Below are 13,519 nucleotides of genomic sequence, written 5' to 3'. Positions count from 1 at the left end.
TCAGCGCGGGATGAGCGTCAGCACGCTCGCCTCCGGCGGGCAGGCGAACCGCACCGGAGCGGTGGGGTGGGTGCCCAGGCCGGCGGAGACGTGCAGCCAGGAGTCCGAGCCGGGCCAGCGGTGCAGCCCGCGGGCCATCGAACGGGGCAGCCCGCAGTTGGTCACCAGTGCCCCGTAGCCGGGTACGCAGACCTGGCCGCCGTGGGTGTGCCCGGCGAGCAGCAGGCTGAAGCCGTCCGCGGCCATCCGGTCCAGCACCGCCGGTTCGGGGGAGTGCGCGAGCGCGATGCCGAGGTCGGCCGAGGCGGCGACCGGCCCGGCGACGGCGTCGTAGTCGTCCCGCTCGATGTGCGGGTCGTCCACGCCGACCAGCTCCACCAGGCGGCCGCCGGCCTTCACCGATGTCCGGGCGTTGTTCAGGTCCGCCCAACCGGCCCCGGTGAACACGTCCCGCAGTTCCTCGTGCGGCAGCTCGACGCCCTCGGTGTACTCCCGGTTCGGCAGGAAGTAGGTGAACGGGTTCTTCCAGACCGGCCCGGTGTAGTCGTTCGATCCGAAGACGAACGCGCCCGGGTAGTCGAGCAGCGGTTGCAGGGCCCGCAGCACCCCTTCGACTGCTTCCGGGTGGGCCATGTTGTCGCCGGTGACCACCACCAGGTCCGGGTCGAGGGCGGCCAGCGAGGCCACCCACTGCTGCTTGCGTGCCTGGTCGGGCATCATGTGCAGGTCCGACAGGTGCAGCAGGCGCAGCGGCTCCGCGTCGGCCGGCAGCACCGGTACGTCGTACCGCCGCAGGGTGAACATGTTGCGCTCGACGAGCGACGCGTACGCCAGGGTGGCCGCGCCCGCGGCGACGGTTCCGGCGGCGAGGCGGAATAGTGTGCGCTTTCGCATGGCGTTCAGGGTAGTTTGACCGTCCATGAGCACGCTGAAGGACCGCCTCACTGCCGACATGCGCGCCGCTCTCAAGGCGCGCGACGAGCTGACCACCTCCACCCTGCGGATGGCCCTCGCGGCCGTCGGCACCGCCGAGGTCGCCGGCAAGGCCAAGCGCGAGCTCACTGACGACGAGGTGCTCGCGGTGCTGACCAAGGAGGCGAAGAAGCGGCGCGAGGCCGCCACCGCCTTCGCCGAGGCCGGCCGGGGCGACCAGGCCGCCAAGGAGACCGCCGAGGGTGAGGTGCTGGACCGCTACCTGCCCAAGCAGCTCTCCGACGACGAACTGGCCGAGCTGGTCGCGGGGGCGCTCGCGGCCGGCGGCTTCACCGGCAAGGCGCAGATGGGCCCGGCCATGAAGGCGGCCCAGGCCGCGGTGGCCGGCCAGGCCGAGGGGGGCCGGGTGGCCGCCGAGGTACGCCGACAGCTCGGCCTCTGACCCGGGTACGCGAAACGGGCGGGCACCCTCCAAAGGGTGCCCGCCCGTCGTTCGTGCGGAGGTCAGCCGCGGGGCCGAGGGGGTCGGCCCGGAGTCGGCGGGGTGGCGGGGCCGCCGGGGCCGGTGGTCGTCCCGGGCGGGGTGCCGCCGCCGCTGCTCACCTGGATGGTGACCACGCCGCCCTTGATGGTCCGGCCGTCCGGGCTGGTGCCGGCGGCCTTGCCGGCCGGGCAGCTCGACGGGACCTTGACGTCCGAGACGACCGCCTCGAAGCCAGCCCCGTTGATCCGGGACTTGGCGGCGTCCAGGTCCTGGCAGGTGACGCTCGGGATGGACCGCTGGTCGCCCTCGGAGATCTTCTTGCCGGGCGGCTCGAAGTTGATCCGTTCCTTGCCCTCCATCGCGTCGCGGAGCGTCTCGATGACCGGCGGGTTGATGCCGTCGGGCTGGTTGTGCTTCATCTTGACGTTGGTCTGCGGCCAGTCCGGGTCGGCCATGATGCCGGCCACCGCGTACTGCTTGGTCATCGCGACCAGGGCGGCGGTCTTCTCCGAGTCGGTGGTGCCGGACTTGCCGGCCACCGGCGCCTTGACGATCGTCTTCACCTGGCGGGCGGTACGGCTGTCGCCGCACTTGCTGGTGGAGGAGTTGTCGCCGACCGGGCAGCGGGCGGCGTCCACGGCGGCCCGGGCCACCTCGGTGCTGACCCGCTTCTCGCAGCGCGGGTTGGCGATGTCGAGCTTGTTGCCCTCCGGGTCCTTGATCTCCTGCACCGGGATCGGCTCGCAGAACTTGCCGTCCGCGGCGAGGGTCGCGTACGCGTTGGCCAGCTCCAGCGGGGTGGTCTGCGAGACGCCCAGGGTGAACGCGCCCCACTGGTGCGCCGCGTCCTTGGTGCCGGCGAACTTGGCGTCGTTGGCGGCCCGGAACTGGATGCCGAGGCGCTTCGCCGCGTCGACCACGTTCTCCGCCCCGACCTGCTGCTGGAGCGGGACGAAGTAGGTGTTGGTCGACTGGGAGAAGGCGCTCCACATGTTCAGCACGCCGCCGGCCTTGCCGGTCGAGTTGGTCGGGCAGTAGAAGTGTGTGCCCGGGCAGGCGGCCGGAGAGCTGCTGTCGATGATGTATTCCGACTTGAACTTCTGCTGCGCGTTGATGGTGTAGCCGAGCGGGATGCCCTTCTCCAGGGCGGCCACGATGGTGAAGATCTTGAAGGTGGAGCCCGCCTGGTAGCCGGTGATGCCCTGGCCACCGGTGAGCAGCGGGTTGACCGTGTTCGGGTAGTTACCGCGGATCTTCTTCTTGGCCTTCGCCGGGTCGCTGGAGATCTTGTTCTTCGGGTTCTTCGGGTCGTCGATCTTGAAGGACCGGTTCACCGCGAGCGCCCGCACCCGGCCGGTGCCCGGCTCCACCACGGCGACCATGGCGGCCTCCTTGGCGCCTTCCTTCTTCGCCTTGCGCACCGCCTTGTCCGCACCCCGCTGCGCCTGCGCGTCGAGGGTGGTGATGACGGTGTAGCCGCCGCTCTTGAGCCGCCGCTCGCGGTCGTACGTGGTCGAGCCGAACGTCTCCTGCTGCAGCCACCAGCGGTAGAAGTAGTCGCAGAAGAAGCCCCAGCCCTTCTCGTTGGTGGAGACGCAGCCGTTCGGGGTGCGCTTGTCCTTCACCACCATCGGGGCCGCCTTGGCGGCGTCGGCCTCCTGCTGGTTGATCGCGCCGATCTTGACCATGTTGTCGATCACGTAGTTGCGCCGGTCGAGGGCGAGCGGGCGGCCGCTACGGGTGGTCGGGTCGTTGGTGGTCGGCGCCTTGACCATGCCGGCCAGCATCGCCGCTTCCTCGATCTTCAGCTTGCTCGGCGGCTTGCCGAAGTAGACCTGGCTGGCGGCGTAGATGCCGTACGCGCCGTTGCCGAACGAGGCGATGTTCAGGTAGCGCTCCAGGATCTCGTCCTTGGAGAACTCCTTGTCGATCTGGATCGCGTAGCGCATCTCGCGCAGCTTGCGGGCGCTGGTGTCCTCGGTCGCCGCGACCACGTCGGCCGGGTGGGTCGCCGAGTAGGCGATGGCCAGCCGGACGTACTGCATCGTCAGCGTCGACGCGCCCTGCTGGGAGTTGGCGCCGGACTGGTTGTTGACGAAGGCACGGGCGACACCGTTGAGGTCGACGCCGTTGTGCTTGTAGAAGTCGTGGTCCTCGGCGGCGATGATCGCCTTCTGCATGACCGGCGCGATGTCGGCCAGCTTCACGTCCCGCCGGTTCTCGTCGTACATGGTCGCCAGCGGTGTCTTGCCGTCGGAGGCGAGCAGGTAGCTGATCTGCGGCGCGCGGGCCACGGTCAGTTCCTTCGGCAACGCGCCGAAGGTCTCGGCGCCGGCCTTCGCGGCCAAGCCGGACATCGCCACCGCGGGGAAGGCCGCCGCCGCGACCACCACGCCGGCCAGCAGGCCACAGACAAGCAGCGATGCGGCGTTGGTGAAGACATTGTGGTCACGTTTCCGCATCCAGGTCACCTCGACAGGGTACGCGAGTAGGGAACGAGGGGCGCTGGGGCGTTCTTTCCCCATTTCCTGCGCGCGCCGACCTCGTTGTGCTAAACGCACGACCCCCGGTACGTGGTTGCGTGTGACCTGCCGCGAGTCTCCACCGAACGGTGGAGCGTCCGCAGCGTTTTCACGTACCCGGGCCGGGTAAGCGGCGGGCGAAGGCCCGGTAAGCCGGGAGTGTCCGTAATGATGGATTTCGCCGACAACGTTGCGTAATCAGGCGACTACAGAGCATGATGGTGGCGGCGACAGCCACACGTCGTCCGTGCCTCCTTGGGGAAGGAACGGGCCGGACGACCGGGGGGGAAATTCACGGCTGGTCGCACGAGGTCGGTAGGTACTGCAAGGGGGGACGTGTACACATGGGCATGATCACTGACTGGCCGTCACTGGCGGCGTGTCAGAACGGGGACCCGGACGCGTTGTTCGTACAGGGCGCCGAACAGAACGTGGCGAAGAGGATCTGCCGGAGCTGCCCAGTTCGGTACGAGTGCCTGGCCGACGCGCTCGACAACCGGATCGAGTTCGGGGTGTGGGGTGGCATGACCGAACGCGAACGCCGGGCGCTGCTGCGCCGGCACCCGCAGGTGACGAGCTGGCGCAAGATGTTCGAGGCCGCGATGAAGAAGAACGCCAAGGACAAGACCGGCAAGGACAAGGTCCTGGTCACCGCCGCCGGCTGACGCCGGTCACGGCCGGCTGATCGCCGCGCCGATCGTCCGCAGCCCGTCGACGTCGTGCACGTCGGCGGGCTGCGCCGTCACCGACACGGCCGGCACCGTCGGGAACTCCTCGGTGAACCGGGTCGCCACCTGCTGTTCGCGTACCGCCTGCTGGGCCAGCGCGGCGTGCGCCCGCAGCACGTCGACGGTCGCGCCGTGCCCGCCCAGCTCCGCCAGCCGCCCCGCGGCGGCGACGCTCTCGGCCGCGCCCAGGTCGGGCACCGCCGGCCGGTGCACCCGGTTGAGCACCAGGCCGGCCAGCGGCATCCGCTCCTCGCGCAGCCGCCCGGCGAAGTAGGCCGCCTCCCGGACCGCGTCCGGTTCCGGCGCCGCGACCAGCAGGAAGGCCGTCTCCCGGGCCTGCAGGATGCGGTACGTCTGCTCCGCCCGCTGCCGGAAGCCGCCGAACATCGAGTCCAGCGCGGCGACGAAGCCGGAGAGGTCGGTGAGCAGCTGCGCGCCGAGCACCTTCTGCACCACCTTGGAGAACATCCCGAAGCTGGCCGTGACGAGGCTGAACATGCTCCGCCCCCCGCTGCGCGCCGGCGCCAGCAGCAGCCGCAGCATCCGCCCGTCGAGGAAGCGGGAGAGCCGGGCCGGGGCGTCCAGGAAGTCCAGCGCGGAGCGGGACGGCGGGGTGTCCACCACGATCAGGTCCCACTCGCCGCGGGCGTGCAGCTGACCCAGCTTCTCCATCGCCATGTACTCCTGCGTGCCGGCGAAGGTCGAGCTCATGGCCTGGTAGAAGGGGTTGGCGAAGATCTCCGCCGCCTTCGCCGGATCGGTGTGCTGGAGCACCACGTCGTCGAAGGTGCGCTTCATGTCCAGCATCATGGCGTGCAGCTCGCCACCGCTGGCCTCGACGTCGAGCCCCTTGACCTGGCGGGGTGTGTTGTCCAGCTCGGTCAGGCCGAGCGACTGGGCCAGCCGGCGGGCCGGGTCGATGGTGAGCACCACCGTCCGCCGGCCGTGCCGCTCGGCCGCCCGCAGGGCGAGCGCGGCGGCCGTGGTCGTCTTACCCACACCGCCGGCGCCGCAGCACACGACGATCCGCACGCCGGGATCGGCGAGGATCTGGTCGACGTCCAGCCGTGGCGCCGCGTCTTCGGAAGGCACCAATCGAGCGTATCGGGCCGGTGGGGTCCGTGCGCCCGTGCCGAGGTCAGGTGTGAGTCAATCGGCCCGGCCGAGGAGTTCGGCGAGCCGATCCAGCCCGGCCCGGTCCACCCCGTCGGGGAGCAGCGGCAGCTCGGTCAGGGGCAGCCCCAGCTCCACCAGGTCCGTCCGGAGGGAGTCCTCCAGCTCGCGCCGGATCTGCTGGTCCCGTGCCTCGCCGGCCAGCCCGGCCACGGTGGCCCGGTCGGCCGGCAGCCCGGCGGCGAGCAGCCCCCGCTTCAGCTCGGCCTGGGTGACCTCACGCCCGGCCGGCACCGGCGGCCGGGCGCCGTTGACGATCACCCGCCCCACCGGGAAGCCCAGCTGGGTCAGCTCGGCGATCGCGTCGACCGTCTCCTGGACCGGCATCTCCTCCAGCAGCGTGACCACGTGCACCGCGGTCATCGGGGAGCGCAGCAGCGCGGCGACCCCCTCGCTCTGGGTCTTGATCGGGCCGACCTTGGCCAGCCGGGCGGTCTCCGCGGTGACGTTGAGGAAGCGGCCGATCCGCCCGGTCGGCGGCGCGTCCAGCACCACCGCGTCGTACGCCCGGCGCTGGCCGGTGGTGCGGGTGGTCGCCTCCTTCACCTTGCCGGTGAGCAGCACGTCCCGCAGTCCCGGCGCGATGGTGGTGGCGAAGTCGATGGCGCCGAGCTTGCGCAGCGCCCGGCCGGCCGCCCCGAGCTTGTAGAACATGTCGAGGTACTCCAGCAGGGCCTCCTCGGCGTCCACCGCCAGGGCCCGTACCTCGCCGCCGCCCGGGGCGTCGGTGAGGTGCCGCTCCTCGTACGGCAGCGGGTCGGTGCCGAAGAGTTGGGCGATGCCCTGCCGCCCCTCGACCTCGACCAGCAGGGTGCGCCGGCCGCCGTCGGCCAGGGCCAGCGCCAGGGCCGCCGCGACGCTGGTCTTGCCGGTGCCGCCCTTGCCGGTGACCACGTGCAGGCGGGCCGGCCATCCATAGGCCGGGTCGGCCGGCCGCTCTGCTGCTCGCACCCGTCGAGCCTATCCACCCGGCGGCGTCAGGCCACCTCGCAGACCCACCAACCCGTCTTCCGTACGACGGTGAAGCGCAGCGCCTGCTCGGCGACCTTCTCGTCGGCGGTGGTCATGGTGACCTTGGTGGTGACGGTGGCCCGGTCCCCGGTCTGGTTGTCCACCTTCGGGCTGGCCCAGCGGAAGCGCGGGTTGGCGTAGCCGGCCGTGTACCTGCGCACCTCGGCCACCTTGGCGTCGAGCTTCTCCTGGTCGCGGGCGTCCGAGCAGACGTGGTCGGCCGCCTTCTTGGCGTCCTGGTCCCGGTAGACGGCGGTGAGGAAGTTGTCCACCGCGACCGCCGGCTCCTTGGCGCCCTCGCCGTCCTCGGTGTTCCGCAGGGCCAGGAAGGCGGCCGTCCCGCCCCCGCCGCAGAGCAGCAGAGCGCCGGCCAGCACGAGCGAGGCGATGAGCAGGCCGCGCCGGCGCCGGGCCACCGGCGCCTGGTACGCGGGGTAGGCGGGCGGGGACGCCGGGATGGCGCCCGGCCCGGGCTCGTCGGGGGTGGTGTCGCCCGGCGCTGGGGTGGCCGGCGATCCGGTCGCTCCGTCGTTCGGCGGTTGGGTCATCTGGTCCCCCGGGGATGGGCATCCTCGCCGCCGCTGGGCGTGGAAGAGGGTTCGGGCGCGGCGGGCGACGTCGCTCGCCCGTCCGAGGCAGAAGGGTAGCGGTCGATGGGTCCTTCCGTTGTGCACCGTTCACGAGCCGTCGGCCCGCGTCGTCACGTTCTGGACGAGGCATGTGTCGCATATGTGACTTCAGGTGATCGACCATGCGCGTCCCGTTGTGGCCGCCGGGCTGCGGTCCTACGTTCGTGCCGGCGGGGAGCGGGTCGGGCGGTGGGCCCGGTCCGGACGGCGGTCAGTTCATGGTTTGAGGCCCGGAGGCAGTACATGCGCGACGCGGACAATATCGCTCGAGCCCAGTTCCCGCCCGGCGACCGGGCGGGCCGGCTCACCGACCGGGGGGACGCGGACGGTCTCCCGATCAACGAGCGGTCGTACCGCCGGTGCGCGGAGCCGAACGAGGTGCTGCGCATCCCCAACCGCACGGGCGGGCGGGACGAGGACGAGCCCGGCTACGTCATCCACCTGCCGATCCGGGTCGCCGACCTGTCGGCGGCCACCGCGCTGGCCGGCACGGTGGCGGTCTCGCTGGGCTTCCTGCCCGAGCTGGACGCCGGGGACACCACCGTCTCGACCGCCGACGACCAGAACAACCGGCACCGCGTCTTCTGCGACCTGCTGCTGCCCGACAAGTCCCGCTGCCCCCAGCCGTACGACCACGAGGGCCCGTGCGGCGAGGTGCCGACCACCCCCGAGCAGCGTCCCGCGCCCCGGCCCACGCCCAAACCGTAGGCTGTGCCTGGAAACCAGTCCACGCCAGGCAAGGGAGCCTTCCACCGATGCAGAAGTGGGAATACGCCACGGTCCCGCTGCTGGTCCACGCGACCAAGCAGATCCTCGACAACTGGGGCGAGGACGGCTGGGAGTTGGTCGCCGTGGTCCCCGGCCCGAACCCGGACCAGCTGGTCGCCTACCTGAAGCGTCCGAAGGGCTGACGGGCATGAGCAACGGGCCTCACGCCAAGCTGGCGGAACTCGGGCTGGCCCTGCCCGAGGTCGTGCCGCCGGTGGCCAGTTACGTGCCGGCGGTGCAGTCCGGCCAGCACGTCTACGTCTCCGGCCAGCTGCCGATCGCCGAGGGCAAGCTGCTCGCCACCGGCAAGGTCGGCGCCGGCGTCTCCGCCGAGCAGGCCAAGGACCTCGCCGAGCGGTGCGCGCTGAACGCCCTCGCGGCGGTCGACGCCCTGGTCGGCCTGGAGAACGTCGTCAAGATCGTGAAGCTGACCGGCTTCGTCGCGAGCGCGTCCGGGTTCACCGGCCAGCCCGGCGTGATCAACGGTGCCTCGGACCTCTTCGGCGCGGTCTTCGGCGAGGCCGGCCGGCACGCCCGCTCCGCCGTCGGCGTCGCCGAGCTGCCGCTCGACGCCCCGGTCGAGGTCGAGGTCATCGTCGAGGTCGCCTGACCGCACCGCACTCTCCCCGCGATCCTGCGGATCCGTGGCCGCGGAAAGCCGCGAACGGCCACAAACCATCGGTCGAAGCTGCAAGATCGCGGGGAGTGGCGGGCGGGGTCGTACGATCGCAGCCATGGGCGGGCATGTGACGGGGCCGGTGGCCGCGCTCGCGGACGGGCTGCCCGGCTGGGTGACCCTGTTGCGGGCGCCCAACCCCGGGCCGATGACGCTGGACGGGACGAACACCTGGGTGCTGCGCGCCGCCCCGGGCGCGCCCGCCGTGGTGGTCGACCCCGGACCGGCCGACGAGGGCCACCTGGGCCGGATCGCCGCGCACGGCCCGATCGGCTCGGTGCTGATCACCCACGGGCACCCCGACCACACCGAGGGCTCCCCCCGCCTCGCCGACCTGCTCGACGGGGCCGCCGTGCGGGCCGCCGACCCGGCGCACACCATCGGCGCCGCGCCGCTGACCCCGGACGCCCCGGTGGAGGCCGCCGGCTTCACCGTCCGCCTGGTGCCGACCCCCGGGCACACCGCCGACTCGGTCTGCTTCCTCGCCGAGCACGGCGACGAGCGGGTCGTGCTCACCGGCGACACCATCCTCGGCCGGGGCACCACCGTGGTCGCCCACCCCGACGGGCACCTCGGCGACTACCTAGCCAGCCTCGAACTGCTCTCCGCGTACCGGGGGATCCCGGCGCTGCCCGGGCACGGCCCGGCACTGGCCGACTGCGGCGCCGCGGCGGAGTTCTACCTGGCCCACCGGCGGGCCCGGCTCGACCAGGTCCGCGCGGCGGTCGAGGCGGGTGCGACCACCGCGCCCGAGGTGGTCGCCCGGGTCTACGCCGACGTCGACCGGTCGCTCTGGTGGGCCGCCGAATGGTCGGTCCGGGCCCAACTTGAGTACCTGGGGGTCGCCCCCCGGGAATCCGGCACCGGGGTCACGGAGTTGGAGCAGCCGTGACCTGCCCCGTGTGCGGCACCGTGGCCGTGCCCGGCGCCCGCTTCTGCCACAACTGCGGCGCCGCGCTGCCGGCCGCCGCAACCCTGCCCGCCGCCGAGCGGCGGGTCGTCACCGTGCTCTTCGGCGACCTGTCCGACTTCACCTCCTGGTCTGAGGACCTGGACCCGGAGCGGGTCGGCGCGGTCACCGACCGGGTGCTCGCCGCGCTCGCCGGAGCGGTCAAGACCTTCGGCGGCCACGTCGACAAGCTCACCGGCGACGGCATCATGGCGGTCTTCGGCGCGCCGGTCGCGCACGAGGACGACGCCGAACGGGCGGTCCGCGCCGCGCTGTCCATGCAGCGGGCGGTCCGCCGGGTGCTCGACGACGAGCGGGGCGGCGGCGCGCCGCTCGGCCTGCGGGTCGGCCTGAACACCGGCGACGTGATCGCCGGCATCCAGGCGGCGATCGAGTACACCGTCATCGGCGACACGGTGAACACCGCCGCCCGGCTCGCCGACGCCTCCGCCGTCGGCGCGGTCTACGGCGGCGCACGCACCTCCGCCGCCACCCGGCACGTCGCCTCCTGGCGGGCGCTGCGCCCGCTGCGGCTCAAGGGCAAGCGCGAGCCGGTCGAGGCGTACGAGCTGCTGGGGCTCCTGGACGCCCCGGGCACCCGCTCGGGCCTCGGCGACGAGGCGCCGTTCGTGGGCCGGGAGACCGAGATCGGCCGGGTCGCCGGCCGGCTCGCCGAGGTGATCGACCGGGGCGAGCCCCGGGTGCTGCTGATGACCGCCGAGGCGGGGATCGGCAAGTCCCGCTTCGCCGCCGAGGTGGAACGCCTCGCCGCCGGCTATGACGTCGGCGCCGGCCGGTACGCCGCGCACACCGGCGCCCGGGTGCTCTCCGTCCGCTGCGCCGCCTTCGGCGAGCGGCGCCGGCTCGCCCCGCTGGCCGACCTGGTCCGGGCCGCGGTCGGCCTGCCCAACGACACGTCCACCGCGCTCACCCGCCCGGCCGTGGAGGAGCGGCTGCGCCGGCTCGGCCACCGGCTCGGCCGGCAGGGCGGCACCCCGCTCGCCACCGACCAACTGCTGGCCCTGCTCGGGTACGCCGAGCTGCCCGGCGGGCACGGCAGCGCCACCGACAACGGGGAGTGGACCGCCGGCGGCGCGCCCGCCGACGCCGAGGCCGTGCCGAACGCGGTCGCCGGCCTGCTCAGCGCCCTGGCCACCGAGGCGCCGCTGGTGATCGTCGTGGACGACCTGCACGACGCCACCGCCGAGACGATCAGCGCGCTCGGGCTGACGCTGTCCCGGCTCGCCGGCCCGGCGCTGGTGCTGCTGCTCGGCCGGCCGGAGCTGGTGCGCACGGCGGGGGCGCTGACCCGGGTCGCCGACGCCGAGGTGCACGCGCTGCCCCCGCTGCGCGGCGCCGACGCCGCCCGGCTGCTCACCACCTACCTCGGCGGCGGCCGGCTGCCGCAGGCCGACGCGGACCGGCTCCTCGCCACCGCCCAGGGCAACCCGTTCTACCTGGCCGAGCTGGTCACCCTGCTGATGGAGCGGGGCGCGCTCACCGCGGTCGCCGAGCGGGGCGCCGGCAACTCCGGCGGCTGGCGGCTGGCGCCCGGCTCGCTGGGCAGCCGGCTGCTCTCCCGCGACCTGGCCGCCGTGCTCGCCGCCCGCATCGACGCGCTGCCGGCGGACGCCCGCTCGGTGCTGCGGGACGCCGCCGTGGTCGGCGACACCGTGCCGACCGGCACCCTGGAGGCGCTCCGTGAACTGCGCGTCGGGCGGGACGGCCGCCCCGCCGCGGTGGCCGCGGTCGAGCTGGAGCGGGCCGTCGAGGAGCTGCTGCAACGCCGCATGCTGCACCGCACCCGCACCGGGTACGCCTTCGCCACCCCGCTCATGCGGGAGGCCGCGTACGCCGGGGTGAGCAAGGCCGAGCTGGCCGAGCGGCACGCCGCGCTGGCCCGGTGGGCGGCCCCGGTGCCGGACAGCCCGGTCACGCCGCCGGGCGGCTTCACCGACCCGGCCCGGGACGACTTCGTCGCCGAGCACGTCGAGCGGGCCGCCGTGCTCGCCGACGCGGTCAAGCTCCGGCCGGACGCGCCGGCCCGTACGGTCACCCCGCTGGGCGTGGCCGCGCTGGGCCGGGCCGTCCGCCGGTCCATGCACGCCGGCGAGCCGGCCCTGGCCGTCGAGTACGCCGAACGCGCCGCCGAGCTGGCCCGCGACGGGGTGCCCGCCGCCGACCGGGTGGTGCACGCCCGGGCCCTGCTCCAGGTGGGCCGCCCCGCCGACGCGCTCGCCTTCGCCGAGAAGATCGCGGCCAACGCCGGCGACGACGCGGCCACCCGGACGAGCGCGCTCCTGCTCGCCGGGCAGGCCCACCAGACCCTCGGCGACCAGGCCCGGGCGGTGACCTGCTGGCAGGAGGCGCTGCAGGTGGCCACCGCCGGCGGGCTGCCGACGCTGCGCGCCTCGGCGATGCGCCGGCTCGGGATGGCCGACTTCGTCGCCGGCCGGCTCGGCCAGGCCAGCAGCCGCCTCGCCGCGTCGTACCAGGTCAGCCTCGCCGCGCAGGACCGGCGGGGGCAGGCCTGGTCGTTGCAGAACCTGGCCTGGGTGACCACCACCCGGGGCGACTTCGCCGGCACCGACGCGGTGCTCGGCCGGGCCGCCCGGCTCTTCGCCGAGCTGAAGGACCCGTACGGGCGGGCCTGGCTGCGCGGCACCACCGCGTTCGCCCGGCTGCTCGCCGGCCGGCTGAACGAGGCGTGCCGGCTGGCGAACGTCTTCCTGCCCTTCGGTGAGCGGGTCGGCGAGGCGTGGGCGGTCGGCACGTTGCGCGCGGTCGAGGCGTTCGCCGGCGCCGAGCTGGGCGAGATCGCCGAGGCGGACCGGTCGGCCCGCCGGGCGTACCGGGACTTCGCCGAGGTCTCCGACGACTGGGGGCGCGGTTTCGCCCTGGTGGTGCGGGGTGTGGTGGCGCGTGGCCTGGGCGAGCCGGAGCACGCCGCCGACCTGCTCACCGACGCCCTCGCGTACGGCGAGCGGACCTCGCACCCGCTGCTCACCGGGATGGCCGGCACGCTGCGCGGCTTCGTCGCGCTGGACATGGGCGACTGCGAGACCGCCGAGCGGGACGCCCGGGCGGTGCTGACGGCCGTCGAACCGCACAACCCGCAGGCGCCGGCCCAGGTCGCGCCCCGGGTGCTGCTGGCGACCGCCCGGCTCGCCGCCGGCGACTCGGCCACCGCGGTCGGGCTGCTCGCCCCGGTGGCCACCACCGCCGCGAACGCCCCGACGCTGCTCTTCTCCCGCCGCCAGACGATGGCCCGGTACGCCTCCGCCCTGCTCGCCCACGGTCAGCGGGAGCAGGCGCTGGACTGGGCCCGCCGGGCCGTGGCCGCCCCCGCCGAGGACGTGCGCAGCCAGGTGATCGGGGCGAGGGTGCTGGCCGAGGCGCTGGCCGCCTGCGGCCGGCCCGTCGAGGCGCTGGCCTGCGCCGAGGAGGCGGTCCGCCTGGCGTACGCGACCGAGCAGCGCAGCGAACGCGCCGCCGCCGACGCCCTCCGCGCCCGCCTCACCCCCGGAGCCTGACCCACCCCAGGCCCCCTATGGCCCGCACTTTCAGAGAAGGAGTGGCTATCCACGCCGGAATAGCCACTCTTTCTCAGCAAGCGGCGACGGCGGGGGTGGGGGTGCTGCGGGAG

General features: G+C 73.7%; 12 protein-coding genes. 7 read left to right on the top strand and 5 right to left on the bottom strand.

Annotation, left to right across the window (positions count from 1 at the left end):
• Nucleotides 1–894 carry a metallophosphoesterase gene (locus ACTMS9_RS21005; protein WP_441165747.1) on the bottom strand — a complete coding sequence of 298 codons (894 nt, stop codon included), beginning with the start codon at nt 892–894 and terminating at the stop codon, nt 1–3.
• Between the two features lie 25 nt (nt 895–919).
• Between ACTMS9_RS21005 and ACTMS9_RS21000 the strand changes: the two genes are divergently transcribed.
• Nucleotides 920–1,375 carry a GatB/YqeY domain-containing protein gene (locus ACTMS9_RS21000; protein ID WP_154941316.1) on the top strand — a complete coding sequence of 152 codons (456 nt, stop codon included), beginning with the start codon at nt 920–922 and terminating at the stop codon, nt 1,373–1,375.
• A 62-nt stretch (nt 1,376–1,437) separates the two neighbouring features.
• On the opposite strand, the gene ACTMS9_RS20995 is transcribed toward ACTMS9_RS21000, so the two are convergent.
• Nucleotides 1,438–3,879: a penicillin-binding protein gene (locus tag ACTMS9_RS20995; protein WP_441141934.1), complete on the bottom strand. Its 2,442-nt coding sequence runs from the start codon at nt 3,877–3,879 to the stop codon at nt 1,438–1,440.
• A gap of 404 nt (nt 3,880–4,283) precedes the next feature.
• On the opposite strand from ACTMS9_RS20995, the gene ACTMS9_RS20990 reads away from it, so the two are divergent.
• Complete coding sequence (locus tag ACTMS9_RS20990) at nt 4,284–4,604, top strand: WhiB family transcriptional regulator (RefSeq protein WP_088959889.1); 321 nt, start codon at nt 4,284–4,286, stop codon at nt 4,602–4,604.
• Nucleotides 4,605–4,610: 6 nt separating this feature from the next.
• Here the strand turns inward: ACTMS9_RS20990 and ACTMS9_RS20985 are convergent, their stop codons facing one another.
• The 3 genes from ACTMS9_RS20985 to ACTMS9_RS20975 are packed head-to-tail and all read right to left on the bottom strand — an operon-like array spanning nt 4,611 to nt 7,399.
• Complete coding sequence (locus ACTMS9_RS20985; protein WP_441141936.1) at nt 4,611–5,762, bottom strand: ArsA family ATPase; 1,152 nt, start codon at nt 5,760–5,762, stop codon at nt 4,611–4,613.
• A gap of 54 nt (nt 5,763–5,816) precedes the next feature.
• Nucleotides 5,817–6,791 (bottom strand): ArsA-related P-loop ATPase, encoded by a 975-nt coding sequence (locus tag ACTMS9_RS20980; RefSeq protein ID WP_377605297.1) that lies wholly within the window; start codon nt 6,789–6,791, stop codon nt 5,817–5,819.
• Between the two features lie 26 nt (nt 6,792–6,817).
• Nucleotides 6,818–7,399: an Rv0361 family membrane protein gene (locus ACTMS9_RS20975; RefSeq protein WP_441141939.1), complete on the bottom strand. Its 582-nt coding sequence runs from the start codon at nt 7,397–7,399 to the stop codon at nt 6,818–6,820.
• 324 nt (nt 7,400–7,723) lie between these two features.
• Between ACTMS9_RS20975 and ACTMS9_RS20970 the strand changes: the two genes are divergently transcribed.
• The 5 genes from ACTMS9_RS20970 (at nt 7,724) to ACTMS9_RS20950 (ending at nt 13,406) form a co-directional block, all read left to right on the top strand.
• Nucleotides 7,724–8,188, top strand: a complete 465-nt coding sequence (locus ACTMS9_RS20970) for a hypothetical protein (RefSeq protein WP_441141941.1) — start codon at nt 7,724–7,726, stop codon at nt 8,186–8,188.
• Between the two features lie 47 nt (nt 8,189–8,235).
• Nucleotides 8,236–8,391, top strand: coding sequence for a hypothetical protein (locus ACTMS9_RS20965; RefSeq protein ID WP_088959894.1), 156 nt, complete (start codon nt 8,236–8,238; stop codon nt 8,389–8,391).
• A gap of 5 nt (nt 8,392–8,396) precedes the next feature.
• Nucleotides 8,397–8,858: a RidA family protein gene (locus tag ACTMS9_RS20960; RefSeq protein WP_154941322.1), complete on the top strand. Its 462-nt coding sequence runs from the start codon at nt 8,397–8,399 to the stop codon at nt 8,856–8,858.
• 124 nt (nt 8,859–8,982) lie between these two features.
• Nucleotides 8,983–9,816, top strand: a complete 834-nt coding sequence (locus ACTMS9_RS20955) for an MBL fold metallo-hydrolase (protein ID WP_441165746.1) — start codon at nt 8,983–8,985, stop codon at nt 9,814–9,816.
• Entirely contained in the window at nt 9,813–13,406 is a 3,594-nt protein-coding gene (locus tag ACTMS9_RS20950) for an adenylate/guanylate cyclase domain-containing protein (RefSeq protein WP_441165745.1), read from the top strand. Before ACTMS9_RS20955 ends, ACTMS9_RS20950 begins: the two co-directional genes overlap by 4 nt.
• Nucleotides 13,407–13,519 lie beyond the last annotated feature (113 nt).

This window comes from Micromonospora sp. L31, from assembly GCF_052068075.1.
Lineage (GTDB): Bacteria > Actinomycetota > Actinomycetes > Mycobacteriales > Micromonosporaceae > Micromonospora > Micromonospora purpureochromogenes.
This window is presented reverse-complemented; position numbering and strand designations above follow the sequence as displayed.

Bases quoted from the DNA above. Each gene is read 5' to 3' on its own strand.
- ACTMS9_RS21005 (WP_441165747.1), bottom strand. From the start codon at position 894: ATGCGAAAGCGCACACTATTCCGCCTCGCCGCCGGAACCGTCGCCGCG.
- ACTMS9_RS21000 (WP_154941316.1), top strand. From the start codon at position 920: ATGAGCACGCTGAAGGACCGCCTCACTGCCGACATGCGCGCCGCTCTC.
- ACTMS9_RS20995 (WP_441141934.1), bottom strand. From the start codon at position 3,879: ATGCGGAAACGTGACCACAATGTCTTCACCAACGCCGCATCGCTGCTT.
- ACTMS9_RS20990 (WP_088959889.1), top strand. From the start codon at position 4,284: ATGGGCATGATCACTGACTGGCCGTCACTGGCGGCGTGTCAGAACGGG.
- ACTMS9_RS20975 (WP_441141939.1), bottom strand. From the start codon at position 7,399: ATGACCCAACCGCCGAACGACGGAGCGACCGGATCGCCGGCCACCCCA.
- ACTMS9_RS20970 (WP_441141941.1), top strand. From the start codon at position 7,724: ATGCGCGACGCGGACAATATCGCTCGAGCCCAGTTCCCGCCCGGCGAC.
- ACTMS9_RS20965 (WP_088959894.1), top strand. From the start codon at position 8,236: ATGCAGAAGTGGGAATACGCCACGGTCCCGCTGCTGGTCCACGCGACC.
- ACTMS9_RS20960 (WP_154941322.1), top strand. From the start codon at position 8,397: ATGAGCAACGGGCCTCACGCCAAGCTGGCGGAACTCGGGCTGGCCCTG.
- ACTMS9_RS20955 (WP_441165746.1), top strand. From the start codon at position 8,983: ATGGGCGGGCATGTGACGGGGCCGGTGGCCGCGCTCGCGGACGGGCTG.